Here is a 22,468-nt window from a genome sequence, read left to right as displayed (position 1 = left end):
GGGCGTCAGTCAGCGCCGCTGCGGGCGTGGCGCGACACCGCCTGCAGCAGGCTGTCCTTCGTGAAGGGCTTCGTCAGATACTCGTCCGACCCGACCATGCGACCGCGTGCGCGGTCGAACAGGCCGTCTCGAGACGACAGCATCACGACCGGAGTAGCGGCAAACCGGGGGTTCTTCTTGATGAGTGCGCAGGTCTGATAGCCGTCGAGGCGCGGCATCATGATGTCGCAGAAGATGACCTGCGGATGATGGTCGCTGATCTTGGCCAGCGCATCGAAGCCGTCTTCGGCCAGCACCACCTGGTAGCCGGCCTGGACCAGAAAGATTTCGGCACTGCGGCGTATGGTGTTGCTGTCGTCGATCACCATCACCTTGACGCCGGCGCTGCCACCCGAATCAGCCAAGATGCTCTCCCCTCGTGCGCACGACACAGGCCTGCGCGATCAAGCGATGTGCAGGCATGCGGATTGTCTTCATACAGCCGCTCGTCGAGCCCGCCCGGTCAGCCGGAATGCCGGCGAACGGACGGCCTGCCGGCGCGTCCGTCAGATCTGGACCATTTCGAAATCGTCCTTGCGTGCGGCGCACTCGGGACAGGTCCAGTTGGGCGGAACGTCCTCCCAGCGGGTGCCGGGGGCGATGCCCTCTTCCGGCAGGCCTGCGGCTTCGTCGTAGATGAAGCCGCAGATGAGACACATGTAAGTCTGGAATTCGGCCGTGACAGAGGAACTCATGGCGGGCTGCTTTGTTAGAATCCAATTGATATTACCGTAATTAACCATCTGTAACGACAATCCGGGCGCGCGCTTTATGGTCAATGCTGATGTACGGGCGCTTCCTCCGCTTGTCATGTGCTTTTCCGCGACCGACCCCACTGGCGGGGCCGGCATGCAGGCGGATCTGATGACGCTGTCGGCGCTGGGCTGCCACGCGCTGACCGTGGTTACCGCGGTCACGGTGCAGGACAGCGCCGGGGTCGAGGAAGTGGTGCCCATGGACGACGACCTGCTGGTCGATCAGGCGAGGGTGCTGCTGGCCGACATGCCGGTGGCGGCATTCAAGATCGGCGTGATGGGCAGCATCGAGAACATCGCTGCCATCGCCGAAATCATTTCCGACTATCCGGACGTGCCGGTGGTGCTCGACCCGGTGCTGTCCTCCGGCCGCGGCGACGAACTGGCGGACGAGGACATGGTGATTGCGCTGCAGGAACTGCTGCTGCCGCTCACCACCGTGCTCACGCCCAACAGTCTGGAAGCACGTCGCCTCGCCCAGCCGGACGACGATGACGATGACGACGGCGGCGATTTCGCCGACGAGGACGACCTGGACGATGACGACGACGCGGTGGAGGACGACCACCGCGGCGTGGCTACCCCTTCGCTCGACCAGTGCGCCCGCCAGCTCATCGCCGCCGGCTGCGGCCATGTGCTGCTGACCGGCACCCACGAATCCACTGCCCGCGTCGCCAATGTGCTGTACGGCCCGAACGGCGTCATCCGCCGCGACGAATGGGACCGCCTGCCCGGCAGCTACCACGGCTCCGGCTGCACGCTGGCGTCCGCGGTGGCGGCCTGGCTGGCGCACGGCCTGGACATCGGCGAGGCGGTGCACGCCGCGCAGGAGTACACCTGGCGCACGCTGGAATCCGGCTTCCGGCCCGGCATGGGCCAGCATCTGCCGGACCGCTTCTTCTTCCTGCGCGAACGGCACGCGGCCGCTGCCGGCGGCGCAGCCGACGAGGATGACGGCGATGACGCATAAGCCGCTGCGCGGCCTGTACGCGGTCACGCCGGAAGCGCTGAGCGGCGGCGCGCTCTACCGTGCGGCCGAAGCGGCCTGCGGCGGCGGCGCCGTCGTGCTGCAGTACCGCAACAAATCCACCGATGCTGCCCAGCGGCGTGCCGACGCCGACGCGCTGCGCGCCATCACCACGGTGTGCGGCACGCTGTTCGTGATCAACGACGACATCGAACTGGCACGCGCCTGCAGCGCCGACGGCGTGCACATCGGTCGCGACGACGGCGACCCGGCGCGGGCGCGTGCCCGGCTGGGCAAGGACGCATTGCTCGGCGTGTCCTGCTACGACGATCCGGCACTGGCCCGCGCGGCCGCGGCGGCCGGTGCCGACTACATCGCCTTCGGTTCGATGTACGCCTCCGGCACCAAGCCGCAGGCGCCGCCGGCTTCGATCGCCCGTTTCGCCGAGGTGGCCGACCTCGGCCTGCCGCGCTGCGCCATCGGCGGCATCACGCTGGCGCGCGCGCCGGAACTGATCGCCGCCGGCGCCGATCTGCTGGCGGTGGTGTCCGACCTGTTCGACGCCGACGACATCGCGGCCCGGGCCCGCGCCTACGCCCGGCTCTTCTGACCGCCTTTCCGCACGATTCCCCGAAGGATTCCCCATGAGCACCCGCAACGAACAGCTTTTCGAACGCGCCCAGCGCAGCATTCCCGGCGGCGTCAATTCGCCGGTGCGCGCCTTCCGCTCGGTCGGCGGCACGCCGCGCTTCTTCACCCGCGGCGCGGGCAGCCGGCTGTGGGACGCCGACGGCGCCGAATACATCGACTATGTCGGCTCCTGGGGCCCGGCCATCGTCGGCCACGCGCACCCGGAGGTGATCCGCGCGGTGCAGGAGGCGGCGGTCGGCGGTCTGTCGTTCGGCGCGCCGACCGAGGCGGAAATCCTGATGGCGGAAACGCTGTGCGCCCGCGTGCCGTCGATCGAGCAGGTGCGCCTGGTCAGCTCCGGCACCGAAGCGACCATGAGCGCCATCCGGCTGGCGCGCGGCTTCACCGGCCGTGACGCCATCGTGAAATTCGAGGGCTGCTACCACGGCCACGCCGACAGCCTGCTGGTGAAGGCCGGCTCCGGCGCGCTCACCTTCGGCAACCCCAGTTCGGGCGGCGTGCCGGACGACTTCGCCAAGCACACGCTGGTGCTCGACTACAACGACGTGCAGCAGCTCGAAGACTGCTTCCGCAACCACGGCAGCCGCATCGCCTGCGTCATCGTCGAGCCGGTGGTCGGCAACATGAACCTCATCATGCCGAGCCGCGAATTCATCGACGCCATGCGCGCGCTGTGCACGAAGCACGGCGCGGTGCTCATTTTCGACGAAGTGATGACCGGCTTCCGCGTCGGCCCGGTCGGCGCCCAGGGTCTGTTCGGCATCACGCCCGACCTCACCACGCTGGGCAAGGTGATCGGCGGCGGCATGCCGGTCGGCGCCTTCGGCGGCCGGCGCGACATCATGTCCGCCATCGCCCCGCTGGGCGCGGTCTATCAGGCAGGCACGCTGTCCGGCAACCCGGTCGCGGTGGCCGCCGGCCTGAAAACGCTGGAACTGATCAACGCCCCCGGCTTCCACGACCGCCTCGCCGCCCGCACGAAGCAGTTCTGCGACGGCCTGGTCGCCGCCGCGAAAGAGGCCGGCGTCACCTTCTCCGCCCAGTCGGTCGGCGGCATGTTCGGCCTCTACTTCCGCGACGGCTGCCCGGCGAGCTACGCCGAAGTGATGCAGTCCGACCGCGAACGCTTCAACCGCTTCTTCCACGCCATGCTGGACGCCGGCGTCTACCTCGCGCCCTCCGCCTTCGAAGCGGGATTCGTGTCGGGCGCGCACAGCGAGGACGACATCGCGCAGACCATCGCGCGGGCGAAGGCGGCGTTCGCGAAGGCGGCGTGACCGCAGCCACGTGTTCGGCGGCACGGCGATGATTGCCAACGTCCTCACCATCGCCGGCACCGACCCGACCGGCGGTGCCGGCCTGCAGGCCGACCTCAAGACCTTTTCCGCGCTCGGCGCCTACGGCATGGGCGCGATCACCGCGGTGGTGGCGCAGAACACCCGCGGTGTGCGCAGCTTCGTGGTGCTGGAGCCGGATTTCGTCGGCGCGCAGATCGACGCGGTGTTCGACGACGTGCGGGTCGATGCGGTGAAGGTGGGCATGATCGCCAACGCCGCGATCGCCCGCGTGGTGGCGGACCGGCTGCGCCGGCATGCGCGCTGCCCGGTGGTGGTCGATCCGGTCATGGTGGCCAAGAGCGGCGACCATCTGCTGCTGCCGGACGCGGTGGCCGCGCTGCGCGACGAACTGCTGCCGCTGGCGACGCTTATTACGCCCAATCTGCCGGAAGCGGCGGTGCTGCTCGATTGCCCGCCGCCGCAGACGCTGGACGACATGCGCGCCATGCTGGCCGCCCTGACGGCGCTCGGGCCGCAGTGGGTGCTGCTCAAGGGCGGCCATCTGCGTGCGCCGCACAGCACCGATCTGCTGGGCGGCCCGGAGGGCGTGCTCGAACTGCCGGCGCAGCGCCTCTCCACCACCCGCGATCACGGCACCGGCTGCACGCTGGCCGCGGCCGTCGCGGCGCTGCTGCCGACCACCGATACGGTGAGCGCGGTGCGTCGCGCGAAGGACTATCTCAATGCGGCGCTGGCGGCGGCGGATCAGCTGGAAGTCGGCGGTGGCCGCGGGCCGGTGCATCACTTTCATGCGATGTGGGCTCGGCCGGGCGCCGATTGACCGCAGCGGGATCGGGATTCAGCGCCGAACCTTCACGCGGCCCCTACAGCGTGCCGCGCGGCTTGCGCCCCGATTTCACCGCCAGTGCGTCATACACCGGGTTGGGCAGCAGCCGCATCAGTTTTGCCACCATCCCCATCTGCCACGGAATGACCGCGTAGCTGCGCCGGCTGTCGAAGAAGCGGGCGAAGCGCGCCGCCGCGTCGTCGGCATCCAGCATGAAGGGCATGGGGTAGGGGTTCTTCTCGGTCATCGGCGTGTCGATGTAGCCCGGGCACAGCGTTTTCACCTGCACGCCGCTGCCGCGCAGTTCGACCCGCAGGCTTTCGAGATAGCTGATGGCGGCTGACTTGGAGGCGCTATAGGCGCCGGCGCCGGGCAGGCCGCGGATGCCGGCGACCGAGGCGATGCCGACCAGCGTGCCCGAGCCGCGCGCCTGCATCGGTTTCACGAAGGGCGCGAAGGTGCGCACCAGGCCCAGCACATTGATGTCGAACACCGCTTCGAAGGCGGGCAGGTCGTCCTGTTCGCCGGTCAGCGTGCCGACCGATACGCCGGCGTTGCCGATCACCAGATCAGGCAGGCCGGCGTCGGCGATGAAGGCTTCGGCCGCGGCACGCAGCGCGTCGGCGTCGCGCACGTCGGCCACATAGCTGAAGTGGCGGCCGGGCAGGCGGGCGCGCAGGGTGTCGAGCAGTGCGCCACGGCGGGCGACCAGACCGAGGGTGGCGCCCTGTGCCGCGTAGTGGCGGGCCAGCGCCTCGCCGATGCCGGTCGATGCACCGGTCAGAAAAACAACGGGTACCACGCGGGCACCCGTTGTCGTCACCGGAGCGGCCGGATTCACTTCTTGCCGGCGGCGGCGCGTTCGGCGCGTGCGCGCTCGATCAGCGCATCCAGATTCACCAGCATGGTTTCGTAGCTGTTGCCCAGCGCGATGTACTTGCCATCAACCACCAGCGCCGGCACGCCGGTGAGCTGATAGGCGGCGCTCATCTGCTGCGCGCGCTGCACCTTGCCGGACACCGCGAAGGACTTGGCGGTCTCTTCGAACTTCTTCGCGTCGATGCCGTTCTTGCCCATCCAGGCCGAAATGGCGCCGACGTCGTTGAACGGCTGGCGGTCGACATGAATGGCGTCGAACACCTTGCCGTGCAGACGATCCAGCTCACCCAGGGTTTCCAGCGTGTAGTAGGTCTGCGCGCCCGGCACCCAGGACTGGCGGAAGATGGCCGGTACCCGCTTGAAGGTGACGTCTGCCGGCATCTTGGCCAGCCACTTCTTCAGCGTGGGTTCCAGATCGAAGCAGTGCGGGCAGCCGTACCAGAAGAACTCGATCACTTCGACCTTGTTGCCCGGTTCGGTGGACTGCGCCGGCTTGATTTCGCGGAAGTCCTTGTCGGTCAGCGGTGCTGCGCTCACACCCATGGACATGAAGCCGGCGATAGCCAGCGCTGCGAGCGTCTTGAATCCGAATTTCATGTGTTCTCCTGTATTCCGTATCGATCCGGTGTCATCGGACAACCGATGCCTCGATTCCGTTCTGTGCCAGTTCAGCGCGCGTGCGCTGCATGTCTTCCGCGCTGGCGAAGGGGCCGAGACGCACGCGGTAGAGCGTGCCCTTGCCGGCCACCGTCACCTTCTGTACGCCGGATTCCAGACCGATCAACGCAAGACGCGCCCGCAGGTTGTCCGCTTCTTCTTCCGAAGAGAAGGCGCCGGCCTGCAGGATGAGCTTGGCGGCCGGGGTGTCCGCCGCCGGTGCGGCCGCGGCGGGTGCCGGCGCTGGCGCCGCTTCGGCCGCAGGCTTGTCGCTGCCCGGCGTTTGCGCGTTGCCGGGCAGCAGGTCGTAGAAATCGAAGCGCTTGGCTTCGGCCGGTGCCGGCACGGCGGCCTTGTCGCCCGGCTTGCCCGGCAGTGCCGCCGGCTGTGCCGGGGCATGGCCGGGTGCCGGCGCGTTCTCGCGCACCTGCAGCGGCAGCGAGGAGCCGTGGATGTACCACATGACGCCGGCGCTCAGCACCACGCCCAGCACCAGACCGATGAAGATGCCGACCACGGTGCCGCCGCGGTTGTTGCGGGGTGAGGCCTTCTTCTGCGGGGCTTTGGCCATTTACATGGTTTCCGGGGCAGACACGCCGAGCAGTGCGAGGCCGTTGGCGATGACCTGCCGGGTGGCCGCCGCCAGTGCAAGGCGGGCTTCGCGCACGGCCAGATCGTCCACCAGCATGCGCGAGGCGTTGTAGAAGGCGTGGAAGTCGGACGCCACGTCGCGCAGGTAGAAGGCCACCGAATGCGGCGCGCGGTCGGCCACTGCGGCGGTGATCACGTCCGGGAATTCGGCCAGGCGCTGTGCCAGCAGCAGTTCCTTCTCGCCGGACAGGCTGTCCATCGGCACCTCCGGCAGCAGCGACAGGTCGAGCGCGTGATTGGCCACCGCTTCACGGATGACCGAACAGATGCGCGCGTGCGCGTACTGGATGTAATAGACCGGGTTGTCGTTCGATTCGGACTTGGCCAGATCGAGGTCGAAATCCAGATGCTGGTCGCTCTTGCGCAGCACGTAGAAGAAGCGGGCGGCGTCGTTGCCCACTTCGGCGCGCAGGTCGCGCAGCGTGACGAAGTCGCCCGAGCGCTTGCCCATGGCTGCCTTCTCGCCGCCACGGTAGAGCACCGCGAACTGCACCAGCGCGATTTCCAGCCGGTCCGGATTCTCGCCCAGCGCGGTCAGCGCGCCCTTCACCCGCGGAATGTAGCCGTGGTGGTCGGCGCCCCACACGTCGATCACCAGATCGAAGCCGCGCGCGAACTTTTCGGCGTGGTAGGCGATGTCGGACGCGAAATAGGTGTAGATGCCGTTGTCGCGGCGGACCACGCGGTCCTTCTCGTCACCGAAGTGGGTGGAGCGGAACCACAGCGCGCCATCCTGTTCGTAGATGTGGCCGGCGTCCTGCAGGCGTTTCACCGCGCGGTCGACCGCACCATTGGTGTGCAGTGACTGTTCCGAGTACCACACGTCGTAATGCACGCGGAACTCGCCGAGATCGTTGCGCTGGTCGGCCAGCATGGCGTCGAGCGCGAAGCGGTGCACCGTCCACCAGTCGTCGCCGAGCGACTTCTTGGCGGTGGCGATCAGCGCGTCGAGCTGGGCGTCAGCGGTGTCGCCGGGCACCGAGGCGTCAGGCAGGTCGGCGGTATGGCGGTTCAGGCGCGGGCCCTGCTGCACGAACAGTTCCGAGCCGATGTCGCGCACGTAGTCGCCGCGGTAGCCGTCGGCCGGGAACTTGATCGCCGTGCCCTGGGTTTCCATGTAGCGCAGCCACACCGACACCGCCAGGATGTCCATCTGGCGTCCGGCGTCGTTTACGTAGAACTCGCGGGTGACCGCATAGCCGGCGGCTTCGAGCAGGTTGGACAGTGCCGAACCGTAAGCCGCACCGCGGCCGTGGCCGACGTGCAGCGGGCCGGTCGGGTTGGCCGACACGAACTCGATCTGCACCTTCTTGCCGGCGCCGCTGTCGGAGCGGCCGTAGCGTTCGCCTTCGGCGAGGATGCGGCCGACGATGGCCTGCTTCACCGTGGCGCTGAAGAAGAAGTTGATGAAGCCGGCGCCCGCCACTTCGGCGCGCTCGATCAGCGTCGACGGCGGCAGTTCACGCACGATGCGCTCGGCGATCACGCGCGGGTTCTGCTTCAGCGCCTTCGCGAGTTGCAGGGCGACATTGCAGGCGAGGTCGCCGTGGGCGGCCTGCTTCGGGCGGTCGAGGATGATGTCGGGCGCGGCGAGATCCGGTGCCACGCTGGCGAGCGAGGCATGCAGCAGACGGGTCAGTTCCAGGCGCAGTTCGGGGGTCATGGATGAAACAGGGGCGCAGGGCGCGTATGCATTCGGAAGCGGCGAAGTATAACGCGAGCCCGTGGCCGCCTTCCCGGCGCGGCTTCCGGGCCGGCAGCCCTTCTTGTACAGTGCGCGCTCCCTGCGCGCCCGCACTGTTTAGCAACATGACGTTTCACGCCGCCCGTCCGACCCTGATTACCCCTCCGGCGAGGACCTGAGCCGATGCGCTGGTTGCGACTGCTCAAGATCGTGACGGTCAGCCTGCGCTACGGGCTGGACCAGATGCTGATCGACGCCGGCAGCAAGCTGCGCTTCGCCGGCCTGCTGCGGGTGACCCGGCTCGGCCGCCGTTTCGACGCGCCGCGCGCGGTGCGTCTGCGCCAGGCGCTGGAGGCGCTCGGGCCCATCTTCGTCAAGTTCGGCCAGATGCTGTCCACCCGGCGCGATCTGCTGCCGCCGGATCTGGCGGACGAGCTGGCCAAGCTGCAGGACCGCGTGCCGCCCTTCCCGTCGGAACAGGCGATCGCGCGGCTGGAAACGTTCTATGGCCGGCCGCTGTCGCAGGTGTTCGCCAGCTTCGAAACGCAGCCGGTGGCCTCCGCCTCGGTGGCGCAGGTGCATTTCGCGGTGCTGCCCACCGGCGAGGAGGTCGCGGTCAAGGTGCTGCGGCCGGGCATCGAGCACATCATCGCCAACGACATCGCGCTGATGGAAACCGCCGCCGCGCTGCTCGAACGGGTGTGGTCGGAAGGCCGCCGGCTGAAGGCGCGCGAGGTGGTGGCAGAGTTCTCCAAGCACCTCGGCGACGAACTGGACCTGATGCGCGAGGCGTCGAACTGTTCGCAGCTGCGCCGCAATTTCCGCGACTCGCCGCTGCTGTCGGTGCCTGAGGTGTACTGGGACTACTGTGGTCCCAGCGTCATGGTGATGCAGCGCATGCACGGTCTGCCGGTGTCGCAGGTCGATGCGCTGCGCGCCCAGGGCGTGGACATGGCGGCGCTGTCGCGCTCCGGCGTCGAAATCTTCTTCACCCAGGTGTTCCGCGACGGCTTTTTCCACGCCGACATGCATCCGGGCAATATTTTCGTGTCGCCGGATGGCCAATACATCGCGCTTGACTTCGGCATCATGGGCACGCTCACCGACGTCGACAAGAACTACCTGGCGCAGAACTTCCTCGCCTTCTTCCAGCGCGACTACAAGCGGGTGGCGCAGGCCCACGTCGATGCCGGCTGGGTGCCGCGTGGCACCCGGGTCGATGAATTCGAGGCGGCGATCCGCGCGGTGTGCGAACCCATCTTCGACAAGCCGCTGAAGGAAATCGAGTTCGGCCGCACGCTGTTGCGGCTGTTCCAGGTGTCGCGCCGCTTCAATGTCGAAATCCAGCCGCAGCTGGTCATGCTGCAGAAGACCCTGCTCAATATCGAAGGCCTGGGTCGCCAGCTCGACCCGGACCTCGATCTGTGGAAGACCGCCAAGCCCTTCCTCGAACGCTGGATGAACGAGCAGATGGGCTGGCGCGCGCTGCGCCGCAAGCTGGCGGATGAGGCGCCGGGCTGGGCGCTCACGCTGCCCGAACTGCCGCGGCTGGCGCACCGGGTGCTCGGCCGCGCCGCCGAATTCGATGTGGCGCTGGAGCCGGCCGCCGTCGAGCGTCGCCATCGCGGCCTGATGCGCTGGTTGCGCGTGCTCTGCCTGCTGCTGGCGACGCTGATCGGCATCGAGCTGTGGCGGCTGTTCGGGATCTGATCCCGAGCGTCATGCCGCCGCCCTAAAGTCGGGCGAGGGGCCGTCGTTAGTGCTGCTTCAAGCCGCGAGCACACAACGATGAAAACGATCCCGGTGTTTCAGATTTCGCATGCCTGCGTGTCGCCCTGCAGGGGGCGTGCGCAATGAATCTTCCTCTCGTACGCCTGGGCGCGCTCGCCGGCTCCATGAGCCGTTCCATGCATGGCGCGGCCCTCACGTTCTCACAGGTCGTGGCCGACCGGGTCGGCATGTCGGTGCTGCATGTCGAGCTGGTCGACCGGGACGGCCTGCAGCGCAGCCTGCACGGGCTCGACCGCTACAGCGGCGGCCGGCTGTGCATGATCGCGCAGCGCATGCGCACCGCCGACGGCAACCACACGCAGGCCATGCTGGTGCTGCCCGAGGAGGGCGCGCGGCTGATCGTGCGCCGCATGCTCGGCCTGCCGGTGCTGCTGGGCGAACTGTCCGAACTGGAACAGGACGCGCTCTCCGAACTGGGTGGCATCGTGATCGACGCCTGCGGCGGAGGTCTGGCCGGTGCCTTCGGCCTGCAGGCCGAAGCGGCACAGCCGACGGTGGACCTGACTGACGCTGAAAGCGGCTTTTCGCTGGACGAGTCGCTGCAGAATGCGCTGGTCACCCATCTCCACATCCATCTGTCGGGCCTGCGGGTCGAGGGCCGGGTGGTGCTCGAAATGGTGGCCGATACCGCGCTGCCTGCCGTGCCGCACTATCGCTTTTCGGCCTGACCGAAAAACAGCCGCGAACCCCCGTACACGGGCCGATGTGCGCCGCTATCATTGCGGTCGCGCGGCGTTGTGCCGCGCTGCGCATCCTGTCTTGCCGGGGCTTCCATGCTGATCTGGTTCGTCGTGCTCTATCTGATGGTGTCGGTCGGCATCGGCCTGTTCGCCGCCACCCGTGTCCATAACGCCAAGGACTTCGCGGTGGCCGGGCGCAGCCTGCCGTTGCCCGTTGTCACCGCCACCGTGTTCGCCACCTGGTTCGGCGCCGAGGCGGTGTTCGGCGTGTCGGCCCAGTTCGTCACCTCCGGCCTGGGCGGCGTGGTGGCCGACCCCTTCGGCTCGTCGATGTGCCTGATCATCGCCGGCTTCTTCTTCGCCTCGAAGCTGTACAAGCTCAACATCCTGACCGTCGGCGACTACTACCGGATGCGCTACAGCCGCTCGGTCGAGGCGATCACGTCGATGTGCATCGTGGTGTCCTACCTGGGCTGGGTGGCGGCGCAGATCAAGGCCATGGGCCTCATTTTCTTCATGGTGACCGACGGCGGCGTGAGCCAGCATGCAGGCATGGTGCTGGGCGCGCTCATCGTGCTCACCTACACCACCTTCGGCGGCATGTTCTCGGTGGCCATTCTCGATTTCGTGCAGATGGCGGTGTCCATGGGCGGCCTGCTGTACATCGCCTACATCATCAGCGGCCTGACCGGCGGCGTCGCCCCGGTGATCGAGCACGCGTCGGCCGCCGGCAAGCTCGACTTCTTCCCGCCGGCTGACCCCTGGCTGTGGATCACCTTCATCGGTGCCTGGCTCACCATGATGCTGGGTTCGATTCCGCAGCAGGACGTGTTCCAGCGCGTCACTTCGGCGAAGACCGCGAAAACCGCGGTGGCCGGCTCGGTGCTGGGGGCCAGCATCTACTTCGTGTTCTGCTTCGTGCCGATGTTCATCGCCTATTCGGCGACGCTGATCGACCCGGCTACCTTCGGTGCGCTGATCGAGGAAGATTCGCAGCGCGTGCTGCCCACGCTGGTGATGCAGCACACGCCGCTGATCGCGCAGATATTCTTCTTCGGCGCGGTGCTGTCGGCCATCATGAGCTGCTCGTCGGCCACGCTGCTGGCGCCGTCGGTCACCTTTGCCGAGAACATCGTGAAGGGCTTCTACCCGCACATGAGCGACCGTCAGCTGCTGCGTGTGATGCGGGCTGCCATCGTCGGCTTCGCCAGCGCGGTGCTGGCGGTGGCGCTCAATTCCGAAAGCAGCATCTTCGGCATGGTGGAGAACGCCTACAAGGTGACGCTGGCCGGTGCCTTCGTGCCGCTGTTCTTCGGCGCGTTCTGGAAACGCGCGACCACCCAGGGCGCGCTGGCGGCCATCATCGGCGGCCTGTCCTCATGGCTGCTGGTCGAGGTGCTGGTCGGCGAAGCCAGCCTGGTGCCGCCGCAGCTGATCGGTCTGGTGGTGAGCGCCACCGGCATGGTGGTCGGTTCGCTGCTGCCGCAGTGGGTGGGGCATCGCCTGCCGCACGAGCCGGACCACGCGGCCCTGCATCACCATGCGGCGGCCGGCACCCACCACGCGGCACCGGGGCGCCACACGCCGCATCGCTGAGCGCATCCGCCCGGACGCCGGGCGAGCGCGTTCAGGGCGCCTTGCCGGCCGCTTCCTGCGCGGCTGCCTTGGCGGCGGCTTCCGCCTCGCGACGGGCGCGCTCTTCCTCGCGCTTCTGAATCCGTTCGTCGATGGCTGCGGCCTTTCTGCGCTGATCGGCTGCGCGTTGCGCCGCGCGGGCGTCTTCCTGCTTGCGCCGGGCGGCCTGTTCGGCGTCCTTGCGTGCCTGTTCGCGCGCCTGCGCTTCCGCATGGCCGGCCAGTTCCGCGTCCTTCGTCGCCCGTGCGGCGGCCGCCTCCTCGCGCAGGGCATCCTGTTCGCGTGTCTTGGCGCTGACGTCGATCGATTTCTCGCGGCGTGCGTCGGCTGCCCGCTGCTTGTCGGCCCGGCGCGCTTCGGCCGAACGGTGGCGGATGTCGCGCTCGATGTCGCTGGCTTCCAGTTCAAGCCGGCGCGCCGAGGTCATGCTGCTGCGGTAGGTGTCGTCGGCACCTTCCAGGCAGGATGACACCAGCGTGTGCTGCCAGCACGCCGTGTGCGCAGCGTCGCGCACCCGTGCCGCTTCTTCCTTCTTCGTCTTCGCCTGTTCCTTCAGCGCGGTGGCACGATCGCGCAGGCGGGTGCGTTCTTCGGCCGGGAAATCGTTGACCGGCGCGTCGACCGGCGCTTGCGCATGGATGATGCCGGCCGCGGCGAGCGCCGCCAGACCGGTCAGGGTGCGCAGGGCAAACTTGTTCACGTACTGTTGTCCTCTTGCTTGGGGTGGTGGCGCGCGGTCGTGCCATCCCCGATTCATCGATCAACGGCGATCCGTAGTCGCATCGGCATGCGCCGGCAGCCGGGTCGCCCGAGATCGTACTCCGCAACCCCGCCTTGTCGCGCACCGGTCGCGTCCTGTACAGCAACGCGGCTGCCTGCCGTACGAGGGACAGCAGTCTGACTGCAGCGCCGCCTGCGGTCGCGCAGCATATCGGCGATCCGGGCTGTCCGGTGATGAAGGGAGGGCGTTGCCGGGGAGGAAGGGGCGTGGCGCAAAAGCGTCGCTGCGCTGACGCAGCGGGCCCCGCGCAGGACGGGGCCGGTCGTCAGATCAGATCTGTACCGTGCTCGAAGGGCGCAGTACGTAGCCCACCACTGCCAGTCCGCCGAAGCACAGTGCGGCGCCCGACAGGCCGACCACCATGGCCGAGATCGAGGCGACCGCGCAGAACGGCAGTGCATGTCGCGTCGCCGAACGGTAGCCGGCGCGCATGAAGCGATTGATCCGTTTCATTTCCGTCTCCTGCAGAGGGGCAGTCAGTGTTGACTGGTCTGGCGCCAGCTTGTCGCGAGATTAGCGCGGAGTTCCAAACTCGTTTCGTGCGATTTCAGACACTTGGCGGTGAAACTTCGGGTCTTGTGTGTCTTTTTGCAAGAGTGAAACGGCGAAGAAAGCAAGGGCGAAAAAAAGGGCGCCCGAAGGCGCCCTAACCATTGCTGGAGGAGTGTTCTGTCCGTCGATCAGAGACGGTAGGCGGTTTCGCCGTGGGCGGTCACGTCCAGACCTTCGCGTTCTTCGTCTTCCGGCACGCGCAGGCCGATGAAGATGTCGACCAGCTTGAAGGCGATGAAGGACACGACCGTGGTCCAGATGATGGTCACGCCGACCGCGGTGGCCTGGGTGATGACCTGACCCATGATGTCGTAGCCTTCGGCCACGCTGTTGGTCACGTAGTCATACACGCCGGAGCCGCCGAGCGACGGGGCCGCGAACACGCCGGTCAGGATGGCACCCAGGATGCCGCCCACGCCATGCACGCCGAACACGTCGAGCGCGTCATCGGCGCCGAGCATGTGCTTCAGGCCATTCACGCCCCACAGGCAGACGATGCCGGACAACAGACCCATGATCAGGGCACCCATCGGGCCGACGAAGCCGCAGGCCGGGGTGATGGCGACCAGACCGGCCACCGCACCCGACGCTGCACCCAGCATCGACGGCTTGCCCTTCAGGATCCATTCGCCCATCAGCCAGGACACGGTGGCACCGGCGGTGGCGATCAGCGTGGTGGCGAAGGCCAGTACGGCGGTACCGTTGGCTTCCAGGTTGGAACCGGCGTTGAAGCCGAACCAGCCCACCCACAGCAGCGAGGCTCCGACCATGGTCATCACCAGCGAGTGCGGCGCCATCGATTCCTTGCCGTAGCCGACACGCTTGCCGACCATGTAGGCACCCACCAGACCGGCCACGCCGGCGTTGATGTGCACCACGGTGCCGCCTGCGAAGTCCAGCGCGCCCTTGGCCCACAGGAAACCTGCGTTGCCGGTGACGGTGGCCAGGGTTTCAGCCGAGGTGATCGCGTCCGGGCCGTCCCAGTACCACACCATGTGCGCGACCGGGATGTAGCTGAACGTGAACCACAGCACCGAGAACAGCAGCACGGCGGAGAACTTCACGCGCTCGGCGAAGGCGCCGATGATCAGCGCAGCGGTGATGCCGGCGAAGGTCGACTGGAAGGCGGCGAAGATCATTTCAGGGATGTACACACCCTTGCTGAAGGTCGCGCCCAGCGAATCGACGGTGACGCCCTTCAGGAAGAGCTTGTCCAGCGTGCCGATGAAGGGGTTGCCTGCGGTGAAGGCCAGCGAGTAGCCATACACGAACCAGAGCACCACGATCAGCGAGAACACGGTCATCACCTGCATCAGGATGGACAGCATGTTCTTCGAACGCACCAGGCCGCCGTAGAACAGCGCCAGGCCCGGCACCGCCATCATGATGACCAGGATGGAGGCCAGCATCATCCAGACGGTATCGCCCTTGTTGAAGCTGGGGGCCGGTGCGGCTTCAGCCGCAGCGGGTGCCGCCTCGGCGGCGGCCGGAGCCGCTTCCGGTGCAGCGGGGGCAGCAGCCGGCGCAACCGCTTCCGCGGTCGCGGCGGCAGGCGCTGCCGGGGGGTCTTCTGCCATGACAGGCGCTGCCAGGCCAATGGCCAGCGTGGCGCACAGGATGCTCAAAAAGCGCTTCATCTCCCGTTCTCCCTTAAAGCGCATCGACGCCGGTTTCACCGGTGCGGATGCGGACGACCTGTTCGAGCTCGAACACGAAAATCTTGCCGTCACCGATCTTGCCGGTGCTGGCGGACTTTTCGATCGCTTCGACGACGCTGTCGACCAGCTCGTCGCTGATCGCGGCTTCGATCTTCACCTTCGGCAGGAAATCGACCACGTATTCCGCGCCGCGGTACAGCTCGGTGTGGCCCTTCTGGCGGCCGAAGCCCTTGACCTCGGTAACGGTGATGCCCTGCACGCCGATGGCGGACAGCGCCTCACGCACTTCGTCAAGCTTGAACGGCTTGATGATGGCAGTGACTAGTTTCATGACATTCCCCTGGCAGATGCCTTGAAGCGTTGTGGATCAGAAGGTCTTGGTCAGGAATACGACCGTCTGGCCGTCGCCCAGATACTTGCCCAGCGCGTTGGTGTAGAACGCTTCCTGGGTGCGGTTCATGCTGGTGTCAGTGTAGTAGGCACCAACGGTGAAGCCTTGCGGCAGCGCGTACGAGGCGCCGATCTTCCAGTCTTCATACGAAGCCTGCGAGTCATTGCTCACGCCGGCGTTCGAACCCTTGAACTCCTGGATGCCGTAGTGCAGGTTCAGCGTCAGCGATTCGGTGATCGGGTAGTTTGCCTGCAGGTCGAGGTACCAGGTGCCGGACGAGTTGTTCACGCCGAAGGTGTCACCCATGCTGTACGAGTACTTGGCCGACAGGAACTGCCAGGCCACCGCCACGTAGGCTTCCAGCGTGTCGGCCTTGACGGCGCCGGCGACGCGGTCACCCGGGTACATGTACTGCAGCAGGCCCACGTCGTAGGTCACGCCGCTGTCGCCGAAGGCACCGCGGTAGCCGCCGTACACATCCAGTTCGAGGCTGGACGAGTTGTAGCCGGTGACGGCCGACGAGTCGGTCAGCCAGGAAATGTTCGAGCCCCAGGTGCCGATGTAGAAGCCGCTGGCGTGCGAGTAGTCGAAACCGCCCTGCAGCGCGATGTCTTCGTTGGTCTGGCTGATGCCGCGGAACACGTACTGGCTGAACAGACCGACGTTGCCGGTGAAGGTGTGCGGGCTGGCCGGCTCTTCGGCGTGTGCGGAAAAGGCGGGCACGGCGAGCGCGCTGGCCAGGGCTGCGGCGATCAGAGTCTTTTGCATGAGGTTCACTCCTGGATTGTTGGGAAGACTGCTCGACCTTCCTTGCATGGAGCGTGCCAGCAAAAAAATCATATCTAATTCAATGCTTTGCAATGTTCCGATGCGAATGGCTGCCTGCGCCTCCCGGACCCTTGCCCCAAGTTCACGCGCAGGAAAACCGGTGGGCACCAAAGCGGTGCGTGAATGGGCGGGAATCCGGAGGGCGCTCGTCGCTGTGCGCGAAATCGGTGCCCGCACGCACCGGATCACACCATCGTCATGCGCTGGCCGTGCGGCGGGTTCGCGTCATTGCGGCCTTTGGCGGCACAATGCGCGGCGCGGCGGCCGCTGTCGGCCTGTCGAAGCGTGCCGCGTTGTATACATATGCTGACTGTCAGGAGAGTGCGATGCTCAATCCCAAGATGCTCGAAGAATTGTCCAGCCGCTTTTCCGAACTGATTGCCGCCAGCCCGGCGCGCGATCTCGAAAAGAACGCCAAAGCCATGGCCAGCGCCATGTTTTCCCGGCTGGATCTGGTCACGCGCGAGGAATTCGACGTGCAGAAAGAGGTGCTTGCCCGCACCCGCGCACAGCTTGAGGCGCTGGAAGTACGAGTGGCCGAGCTGGAACGAAAACTGGCCGGCGAAGGCTGATCCGGCCCGAATGCGGAATCTTTTCGTCGCGGGCGCATCAACAGGCTGCCTGCACCCCTTTGGAGAATTCATGAGCTTTCCGCATTTCGCGACTGCCGCCCGTGCGCTGACCGCCTCGGTCGTGCTGGCCGGTTTCGCGTTCGCCCAGCCGGCCGCGGCTGCACCGTACGCCCGTGTGCTGCCTGAAAAGAGCACGCTCGCCTTCGTGTCGAACCAGATGGGCGTGTCGGTTGATGGCAGCTTCAAGCGCTTCACCGCCACGCTGGATTTCGATCCGGCCAAGCCGGAAGCCGGCAAGGCCACGCTGGACATCGACATGGCGTCGATCGACGCCGGCGGACCGGAAGCGAACGACGAGGTGAAGGGCAAGAACTGGTTTGACGTGAAGCAGTTTGCGGCCGCCCGCTTCGTGTCCAGCTCGGTCAAGCCGCTCGGCGGCAACAGGTACGAAGCGCGCGGCCAGATGACCATACGCGGCAAGTCGCGCGAAGTGGTTGCGCCCTTCACGCTGAAGCCGGAAGGGGCGGGTGCGGTGCTGGAAGGCGGCTTCCAGCTCAAGCGTCTGGACTACGGCATCGGCACCGGTGCCTGGGGCGACACCTCGGTGGTCGCCGACGAGGTGCAGATCAAGTTCCGGCTCACCGTGGCCGGCAAGTAAGCAGGTCATCCACTCGAACAGCGGCCGGCCAGACCGGCCGCCGGGCGCGGCGCCGTCCGCCCCCGCCATCCTCACCGGGAGTTTCCGCATGAAGAAGACCCTGATCGCCCTGTTCGGCACCTTCGCCGGCCTGTCCATGACCGCCGGCGCGATGGCGGCCGACAGTTTCACGATAGACAGCCGCCACACCTTTCCGGTGTTCGAGGTGAACCACCTCGGCTTCTCGACCCAGCGCGGCCGCTTCAACAACGTGACCGGCAAGATCATGCTGGTACCGTCGCAGAAGAGCGGCAGCATCGAGGTGAACATAGACAGCGCCTCGATCGACATGGGCATGGACGCCTGGGACAAGCAGATGCGCGGCGAGGATTTCTTCAATGTCGAGAAATTCCCGAACATGAGCTTCAAGTCCACCAAGCTCGTCTACGACGGCGACAAGCTGGTCGGCGCGGAAGGCGATTTTACGCTGCTGGGCGTGACCAAGCCGGTCAAGCTGGAGGTGAAGGGTTTCACCTGCGGCACCCACCCGATCAACAAGAAGGCGCTGTGCGGCGCCGACATTTCCACCGTCATCAAGCGTTCGGAATTCGGCATGACCAAGTACGTGCCGAGCATTTCCGACGACGTCGTGATCAAGATTCCGGTCGAGGCGTTCAAGGACTGATCCTGCTCGCGGCGGGCGCGGCGAGTGGCCGCGCCGGCGTTGCCCGGTGCGGGCATCGCGCTGTGTTAACCCGCTACCACCCCGCCTGTCCCTGTCCGTAGCACGTTAGTGGCCTGCGCGCGTCGCGCGCATCCACACGTGAGGAGACGGACATGAAGGCGAAGAAAATCCTGCTGCTGGCCGGCGATTTCGTCGAGGACTACGAAATCATGGTGCCCTTCCAGGCGTTGCAGGCGGTGGGCCACACCGTGCACGCGGTGTGTCCGGACAAGAAGGCGGGCGACCAGATCGCCACCGCCATCCACGATTTCGAAGGCCAGCAGACCTATTCCGAAAAGCGTGGCCACAACTTCACGCTGAACGCCACCTTTGACAGCGTGCAGGCCGAGGACTACGACGCGCTGCTGATTCCCGGCGGCCGGGCGCCCGAGTACCTGCGCATGGACGACAAGGTGCTGGCCCTGGTCCGTCACTTCGCGCTGAGCGACAAGCCGATCGCCGCCATCTGCCACGGCGCCCAGCTGCTGGCCGGTGCGAAGGTGCTGGAAGGCCGCCTGTGTTCGGCCTACCCGGCCTGCCGCGCTGAGGTGGAACTGGCTGGTGGCCGCTATGCCGACATCGCCATCGATGGCGCGGTGACCGACCGCAATCTGGTGACCGCGCCGGCCTGGCCGGCTCACCCGGCGTGGATTGCGCAGTTCCTCGCGGTGCTCGGCACGCGCATCGAGTAAGCGGAGAGGGCGGGGCGCCTGCGTCCCGCCCGCGCTGTCTACAATAGGCGCAGGAGGTGTCACCCATGTGCCAGATCTTCATTCGCGCCGATCCCGAGCTTTACCTCATGCGCAGCCGTTCGCTGCGGCTGCGTGGCGTCGCCACCAGCATCCGGCTGGAGAACCAGTTCTGGGACGTGCTGGAAGAGATCGGCGCGCGTGACGGCCTGACCCTGCCGCGGCTCATATCGAAGCTGTACGACGAACTGGCTGAAGCCGGTGGCGGAGACGGCGCACACCTGCTGCCGGCCAATTTCACCTCCTTCCTGCGCGTGTGCTGCGGCCGCTACATGGCGCTGCAGCTGGCGGGCGCGATACCGGCGGACACCCGGATCGCCATTTCCTCGCTCGACGCCGAACGGGTGCTGGCCGCCGAACGCCCGCGCACCGCGGCCAACAAGGTGGCCTGATGACGGCGCTGAAGTACCTGTCGGCCTACCCGGCCCACATCCAGGACCAGGTGCGCGCGCTGATCGAGCAGGACAGGCTGGCCGAGACGCTGCGCGTGCGTTACCCGGAGCGGCACGAGGTGCGCAGCGATTCGGCGCTGTACGACTACGTGCTCGAACTGAAGAACCGCCATCTGCGCACCGCGCCGCCGGTGAGCAAGGTCGCCTACGACAGCGGCCTCGGTCTGGTGGCGAAGGCGCTCGGCACGCAGACCACCATTTCGCGGGTGCAGGGCGCGAAGCTCAAGACCAAGCGGGAAATCCGCGTCGCCACGCTGTTCCGCGACTGTGCGCCGGAATTCCTGAAGATGATCGTGGTGCACGAACTGGCCCACCTGAAGGTGCGTGACCACGACAAGAGCTTCTACGCGCTGTGCGAGCACATGGAGCCGCGCTACCACCAGTACGAATTCGACCTCAGGCTGCACCTGACCTGTCTCGACCTCGCCGGCCGCGCTGCGTGAGCGGCGCCGGCGCTACACTGCGCCGATGGACATGACCCAGCGCGCGACCACCGTTTCCCTCGTGCTCGGCTCCGGCGGCGCCCGCGGGCTGGCCCACATCGGCGTCATCCGCGAACTGCAGGCGCGCGGCTACGACATCCGCGCCATTTCCGGCTCGTCCATGGGCGCGGTGGTCGGCGGCATCCACGCCGCCGGCGGGCTGGATGCCTACGAACAGTGGGTGACCGGGCTGGCGCAGTCCGACGTGTTCCGGCTGCTGGACTGGACCCTGTCCGGCGGCGGACTGATACGCGGCTCGCTGCTGATGAGCCGGCTGCGCGATCTGGTCGGCGACTGCGACATCGAAACCCTGCCGCTGGCCTATACCGCGGTGGCGGTCGATATCGAGCGCGGGCGCGAAGTGTGGTTCACCGACGGCCCGCTGTTCGAGGCGATGCGCGCGTCGTTCGCCGTGCCGTCCATCTTCACGCCCCACCCCTACCGCGGCCGCATGCTGGTCGACGGCGGCCTGCTGAATCCGGTGCCGGTGGCACCCACCCAGCGCACGCTGACCGACCTTACGGTGGTGGTAGACCTGAATGGCGAGTCGGTCGAGCCGCCGCCGCTGCGCAAGACCGCCGGTGACGATGCGCCCGGCCTGCTGGCGCGTCTGCGCGCCTATCTGCCGGGCAACGGCGGCGACACGCAGGTCGCGGCAAGCCGGCTCGCGGTGTCCGACGTGCTGATGCGTTCCCTCGAAACCATGCAGTCGGCCATTACCCGCCAGCATCTGGCCTCCTTCTGGCCGGACGTGGTGGTTTCGATACCGAAGAACGCCTGCGCCTTCCACGAATTCCATCTGGCCGCGCCGCTGATTGCGCTCGGCCGAAAGCTGGCCGTCGACGCGCTCGATGCGTTCGAGCGCGGCCGCGCCCGCAACGGTCACGCGCCACTGCGCACCGACCGCGCGCAATGATCCGGAGACTGGCGATGAAGGCGATGCATGCCCTGATGCTGGCCGCGCTGTGCTCAGGCTTCGCACACGCGCAGCAGGTGATCGATCCGGCGCACGCGAGCTGGTTCACCCCGCCGCCGCTGCCGGCGGTGAAGGCGGCCTGGCTGGCCGGCAGCGAAGCCGGCGCCGCCCCCTACCTGCTGCGGGTGCGTCTGGCAGCCGGCGGGCGCATTCCGCCGCACACCCATCCGGACAGCCGCTACACCACGGTGCTGTCCGGCACGCTTTACGTCGGCTTCGGCGACGCGATGGACGAGACGCGGGCGGTCGCGGTGCCGGCCGGCGCGGTGTACGAAGCGCCGGCCGGTGTCCGCCACTGGGTGTGGGCGAAGGACGGCGACGTGGAATACCAGGAATCCGGCGTCAGCCCGACCGCCACCCATTTTCCGCACTGAATCGGCTCATCGCGTCCGGCGACGCGGCGCCCTGAACCCCGCCCGATCAGGACAAAAAGAAGCCCGGTTCGGCTTCGAACCGGGCAAGCGCAGGGAGGAGGATGGCGCCCCCAGGAGAGAAGGCGCCAGATGAATCCGGGCGGGGCAGCCCGATGCGTTACATCTTTTCCTGGACGTTGCGGGCCGCGTCCTGAACCTTCTCGCCGCCGGCCTCGATGTCCTTGCCGGCGCCGGCGATCGTGTTGCAACCTGCCAGCGCGAAGCCGGCGCACATCATCAGCAGCGTGATCAGTCGTTTCATGAGGGTCTCCTGTCAGTCATTCGGCATTCAGCTTCAGGTCCGGCTGCGCAGCTGCGCAGCGGTCGGGCGGAAATCGCCCTCGTCATCGATGTCCAGCGTCAGCATCAGGCCGTCCTCGACCGGCTGCAGCCGGTAGTCCGGTACCGCCAGCCTGAGCCCGGCATCGCTGCCGCGGGAGATGCGCACCATCGCGTAACGGGCAGCGCGGTCGCCGTGGCGGGCGGCGATGGTCTGTTCCACCACGCCCACGGTGGCGCCATCGGCGTCGAACACCTCGCGTCCGTCCATCGCGGACTGCGCAAGGACGGCGGCCGTGGGGACGGGCTCGGCGCTCCGGTTGCCGCGGCCCAGCTGGTAGGCGGCCAGCAGTGCGATCACCGCCAGGGCACCGGCCAGTGCGGCCAGGAACATGCGAACTTTCATCGTCGGCCTCCGTCTTCACGACACGATGTCAGTATGCGAACTCCATCCTTCCCCG

General features: G+C 67.2%; 28 protein-coding genes. 15 read left to right on the top strand and 13 right to left on the bottom strand.

The window, feature by feature from the left end; genetic code table 11:
• Positions 1–5: 5 nt before the first annotated feature.
• Positions 6–404, bottom strand: coding sequence for a response regulator (locus METUNV2_RS0118460; RefSeq protein WP_018230958.1), 399 nt, complete (start codon positions 402–404; stop codon positions 6–8).
• A 141-nt stretch (positions 405–545) separates the two neighbouring features.
• The gene (locus tag METUNV2_RS0118455; protein WP_008063615.1) at positions 546–734 is read right to left on the bottom strand and encodes a rubredoxin; all 189 of its coding nucleotides are present in this window, start codon (positions 732–734) and stop codon (positions 546–548) included.
• Between the two features lie 76 nt (positions 735–810).
• On the opposite strand from METUNV2_RS0118455, the gene thiD (METUNV2_RS0118450) reads away from it, so the two are divergent.
• From thiD (METUNV2_RS0118450) to thiD (METUNV2_RS0118435), 4 genes are read left to right on the top strand one after another with little or no spacing between them, the layout of a single operon-like run.
• Complete coding sequence (thiD, locus tag METUNV2_RS0118450) at positions 811–1,764, top strand: bifunctional hydroxymethylpyrimidine kinase/phosphomethylpyrimidine kinase (protein ID WP_420038386.1); 954 nt, start codon at positions 811–813, stop codon at positions 1,762–1,764.
• Positions 1,754–2,371 (top strand): thiamine phosphate synthase, encoded by a 618-nt coding sequence (thiE, locus tag METUNV2_RS0118445; protein ID WP_018230956.1) that lies wholly within the window; start codon positions 1,754–1,756, stop codon positions 2,369–2,371. The genes thiD (METUNV2_RS0118450) and thiE overlap by 11 nt, the downstream gene beginning before the upstream one ends.
• 34 nt (positions 2,372–2,405) lie before the next feature.
• Entirely contained in the window at positions 2,406–3,689 is a 1,284-nt protein-coding gene (hemL, locus tag METUNV2_RS0118440) for a glutamate-1-semialdehyde 2,1-aminomutase (RefSeq protein WP_018230955.1), read from the top strand.
• A 28-nt stretch (positions 3,690–3,717) separates the two neighbouring features.
• Positions 3,718–4,530 carry a bifunctional hydroxymethylpyrimidine kinase/phosphomethylpyrimidine kinase gene (gene thiD, locus METUNV2_RS0118435; RefSeq protein ID WP_026188283.1) on the top strand — a complete coding sequence of 271 codons (813 nt, stop codon included), beginning with the start codon at positions 3,718–3,720 and terminating at the stop codon, positions 4,528–4,530.
• Positions 4,531–4,573: 43 nt separating this feature from the next.
• Here thiD (METUNV2_RS0118435) and METUNV2_RS0118430 read toward each other — a convergent pair whose 3' ends face one another.
• The 4 genes from METUNV2_RS0118430 to argS are packed head-to-tail and all read right to left on the bottom strand — an operon-like array spanning position 4,574 to position 8,386.
• Positions 4,574–5,320 (bottom strand): SDR family oxidoreductase, encoded by a 747-nt coding sequence (locus tag METUNV2_RS0118430; RefSeq protein WP_026188282.1) that lies wholly within the window; start codon positions 5,318–5,320, stop codon positions 4,574–4,576.
• A gap of 53 nt (positions 5,321–5,373) precedes the next feature.
• Positions 5,374–6,012, bottom strand: coding sequence for a thiol:disulfide interchange protein DsbA/DsbL (locus METUNV2_RS0118425; RefSeq protein WP_018230952.1), 639 nt, complete (start codon positions 6,010–6,012; stop codon positions 5,374–5,376).
• A 31-nt stretch (positions 6,013–6,043) separates the two neighbouring features.
• Positions 6,044–6,643 carry an SPOR domain-containing protein gene (locus METUNV2_RS0118420; RefSeq protein ID WP_018230951.1) on the bottom strand — a complete coding sequence of 200 codons (600 nt, stop codon included), beginning with the start codon at positions 6,641–6,643 and terminating at the stop codon, positions 6,044–6,046.
• Positions 6,644–8,386 carry an arginine--tRNA ligase gene (gene argS / locus METUNV2_RS0118415; RefSeq protein WP_018230950.1) on the bottom strand — a complete coding sequence of 581 codons (1,743 nt, stop codon included), beginning with the start codon at positions 8,384–8,386 and terminating at the stop codon, positions 6,644–6,646.
• A 204-nt stretch (positions 8,387–8,590) separates the two neighbouring features.
• Between argS and ubiB the strand changes: the two genes are divergently transcribed.
• From ubiB to METUNV2_RS0118400, 3 genes are all read left to right on the top strand, one after another.
• Complete coding sequence (gene ubiB, locus METUNV2_RS0118410; protein ID WP_018230949.1) at positions 8,591–10,117, top strand: ubiquinone biosynthesis regulatory protein kinase UbiB; 1,527 nt, start codon at positions 8,591–8,593, stop codon at positions 10,115–10,117.
• 143 nt (positions 10,118–10,260) lie between these two features.
• The gene (locus tag METUNV2_RS0118405; RefSeq protein WP_036271229.1) at positions 10,261–10,866 is read left to right on the top strand and encodes a hypothetical protein; all 606 of its coding nucleotides are present in this window, start codon (positions 10,261–10,263) and stop codon (positions 10,864–10,866) included.
• A 105-nt stretch (positions 10,867–10,971) separates the two neighbouring features.
• Positions 10,972–12,474, top strand: coding sequence for a sodium:solute symporter family protein (locus METUNV2_RS0118400; RefSeq protein ID WP_018230947.1), 1,503 nt, complete (start codon positions 10,972–10,974; stop codon positions 12,472–12,474).
• A 31-nt stretch (positions 12,475–12,505) separates the two neighbouring features.
• Here the strand turns inward: METUNV2_RS0118400 and METUNV2_RS0118395 are convergent, their stop codons facing one another.
• The 5 genes from METUNV2_RS0118395 to METUNV2_RS0118375 form a co-directional block, all read right to left on the bottom strand.
• Entirely contained in the window at positions 12,506–13,213 is a 708-nt protein-coding gene (locus METUNV2_RS0118395) for a hypothetical protein (protein ID WP_018230946.1), read from the bottom strand.
• 351 nt (positions 13,214–13,564) lie between these two features.
• On the bottom strand, positions 13,565–13,747 hold the full coding sequence (locus METUNV2_RS0118390) for a hypothetical protein (protein WP_018230945.1): 183 nt from the start codon (positions 13,745–13,747) through the stop codon (positions 13,565–13,567).
• Between the two features lie 227 nt (positions 13,748–13,974).
• Positions 13,975–15,483: an ammonium transporter gene (locus METUNV2_RS0118385; RefSeq protein ID WP_018230944.1), complete on the bottom strand. Its 1,509-nt coding sequence runs from the start codon at positions 15,481–15,483 to the stop codon at positions 13,975–13,977.
• A gap of 13 nt (positions 15,484–15,496) precedes the next feature.
• Positions 15,497–15,835, bottom strand: coding sequence for a P-II family nitrogen regulator (gene glnK, locus METUNV2_RS0118380; protein WP_008063653.1), 339 nt, complete (start codon positions 15,833–15,835; stop codon positions 15,497–15,499).
• Positions 15,836–15,871: 36 nt separating this feature from the next.
• Complete coding sequence (locus METUNV2_RS0118375; RefSeq protein WP_018230943.1) at positions 15,872–16,663, bottom strand: TorF family putative porin; 792 nt, start codon at positions 16,661–16,663, stop codon at positions 15,872–15,874.
• A 227-nt stretch (positions 16,664–16,890) separates the two neighbouring features.
• On the opposite strand from METUNV2_RS0118375, the gene METUNV2_RS20185 reads away from it, so the two are divergent.
• From METUNV2_RS20185 to METUNV2_RS0118335, 8 genes are all read left to right on the top strand, one after another.
• Entirely contained in the window at positions 16,891–17,295 is a 405-nt protein-coding gene (locus METUNV2_RS20185; protein WP_232415718.1) for an accessory factor UbiK family protein, read from the top strand.
• 70 nt (positions 17,296–17,365) lie between these two features.
• Complete coding sequence (locus METUNV2_RS0118365; RefSeq protein WP_018230941.1) at positions 17,366–17,953, top strand: YceI family protein; 588 nt, start codon at positions 17,366–17,368, stop codon at positions 17,951–17,953.
• Positions 17,954–18,041: 88 nt separating this feature from the next.
• Entirely contained in the window at positions 18,042–18,617 is a 576-nt protein-coding gene (locus METUNV2_RS0118360; protein ID WP_018230940.1) for a YceI family protein, read from the top strand.
• 152 nt (positions 18,618–18,769) lie between these two features.
• Positions 18,770–19,348: a DJ-1/PfpI family protein gene (locus METUNV2_RS0118355; protein WP_018230939.1), complete on the top strand. Its 579-nt coding sequence runs from the start codon at positions 18,770–18,772 to the stop codon at positions 19,346–19,348.
• Between the two features lie 65 nt (positions 19,349–19,413).
• On the top strand, positions 19,414–19,797 hold the full coding sequence (locus METUNV2_RS0118350; RefSeq protein ID WP_018230938.1) for a ribbon-helix-helix domain-containing protein: 384 nt from the start codon (positions 19,414–19,416) through the stop codon (positions 19,795–19,797).
• Positions 19,797–20,300: a YgjP-like metallopeptidase domain-containing protein gene (locus METUNV2_RS0118345; RefSeq protein WP_018230937.1), complete on the top strand. Its 504-nt coding sequence runs from the start codon at positions 19,797–19,799 to the stop codon at positions 20,298–20,300. Before METUNV2_RS0118350 ends, METUNV2_RS0118345 begins: the two co-directional genes overlap by 1 nt.
• 31 nt (positions 20,301–20,331) lie before the next feature.
• A complete protein-coding gene (locus tag METUNV2_RS0118340; protein WP_036271423.1) occupies positions 20,332–21,255 on the top strand; it encodes a patatin-like phospholipase family protein in 924 nt (307 codons plus the stop codon).
• 14 nt (positions 21,256–21,269) lie between these two features.
• Positions 21,270–21,689 (top strand): cupin domain-containing protein, encoded by a 420-nt coding sequence (locus tag METUNV2_RS0118335; RefSeq protein WP_018230935.1) that lies wholly within the window; start codon positions 21,270–21,272, stop codon positions 21,687–21,689.
• A 157-nt stretch (positions 21,690–21,846) separates the two neighbouring features.
• On the opposite strand, the gene METUNV2_RS0118330 is transcribed toward METUNV2_RS0118335, so the two are convergent.
• Entirely contained in the window at positions 21,847–21,990 is a 144-nt protein-coding gene (locus METUNV2_RS0118330; RefSeq protein WP_018230934.1) for an entericidin A/B family lipoprotein, read from the bottom strand.
• Between the two features lie 33 nt (positions 21,991–22,023).
• Positions 22,024–22,413: a hypothetical protein gene (locus tag METUNV2_RS0118325; protein ID WP_036271228.1), complete on the bottom strand. Its 390-nt coding sequence runs from the start codon at positions 22,411–22,413 to the stop codon at positions 22,024–22,026.
• Between the last annotated feature and the right edge of the window lie 55 nt (positions 22,414–22,468).

It is taken from the genome of Methyloversatilis universalis EHg5, from assembly GCF_000378945.1.
GTDB classification, from domain to species: domain Bacteria; phylum Pseudomonadota; class Gammaproteobacteria; order Burkholderiales; family Rhodocyclaceae; genus Methyloversatilis; species Methyloversatilis universalis_A.
The sequence above is the reverse complement of the archived record's forward strand: the minus strand, read 5'-3'. Positions and strand labels throughout refer to the sequence as shown.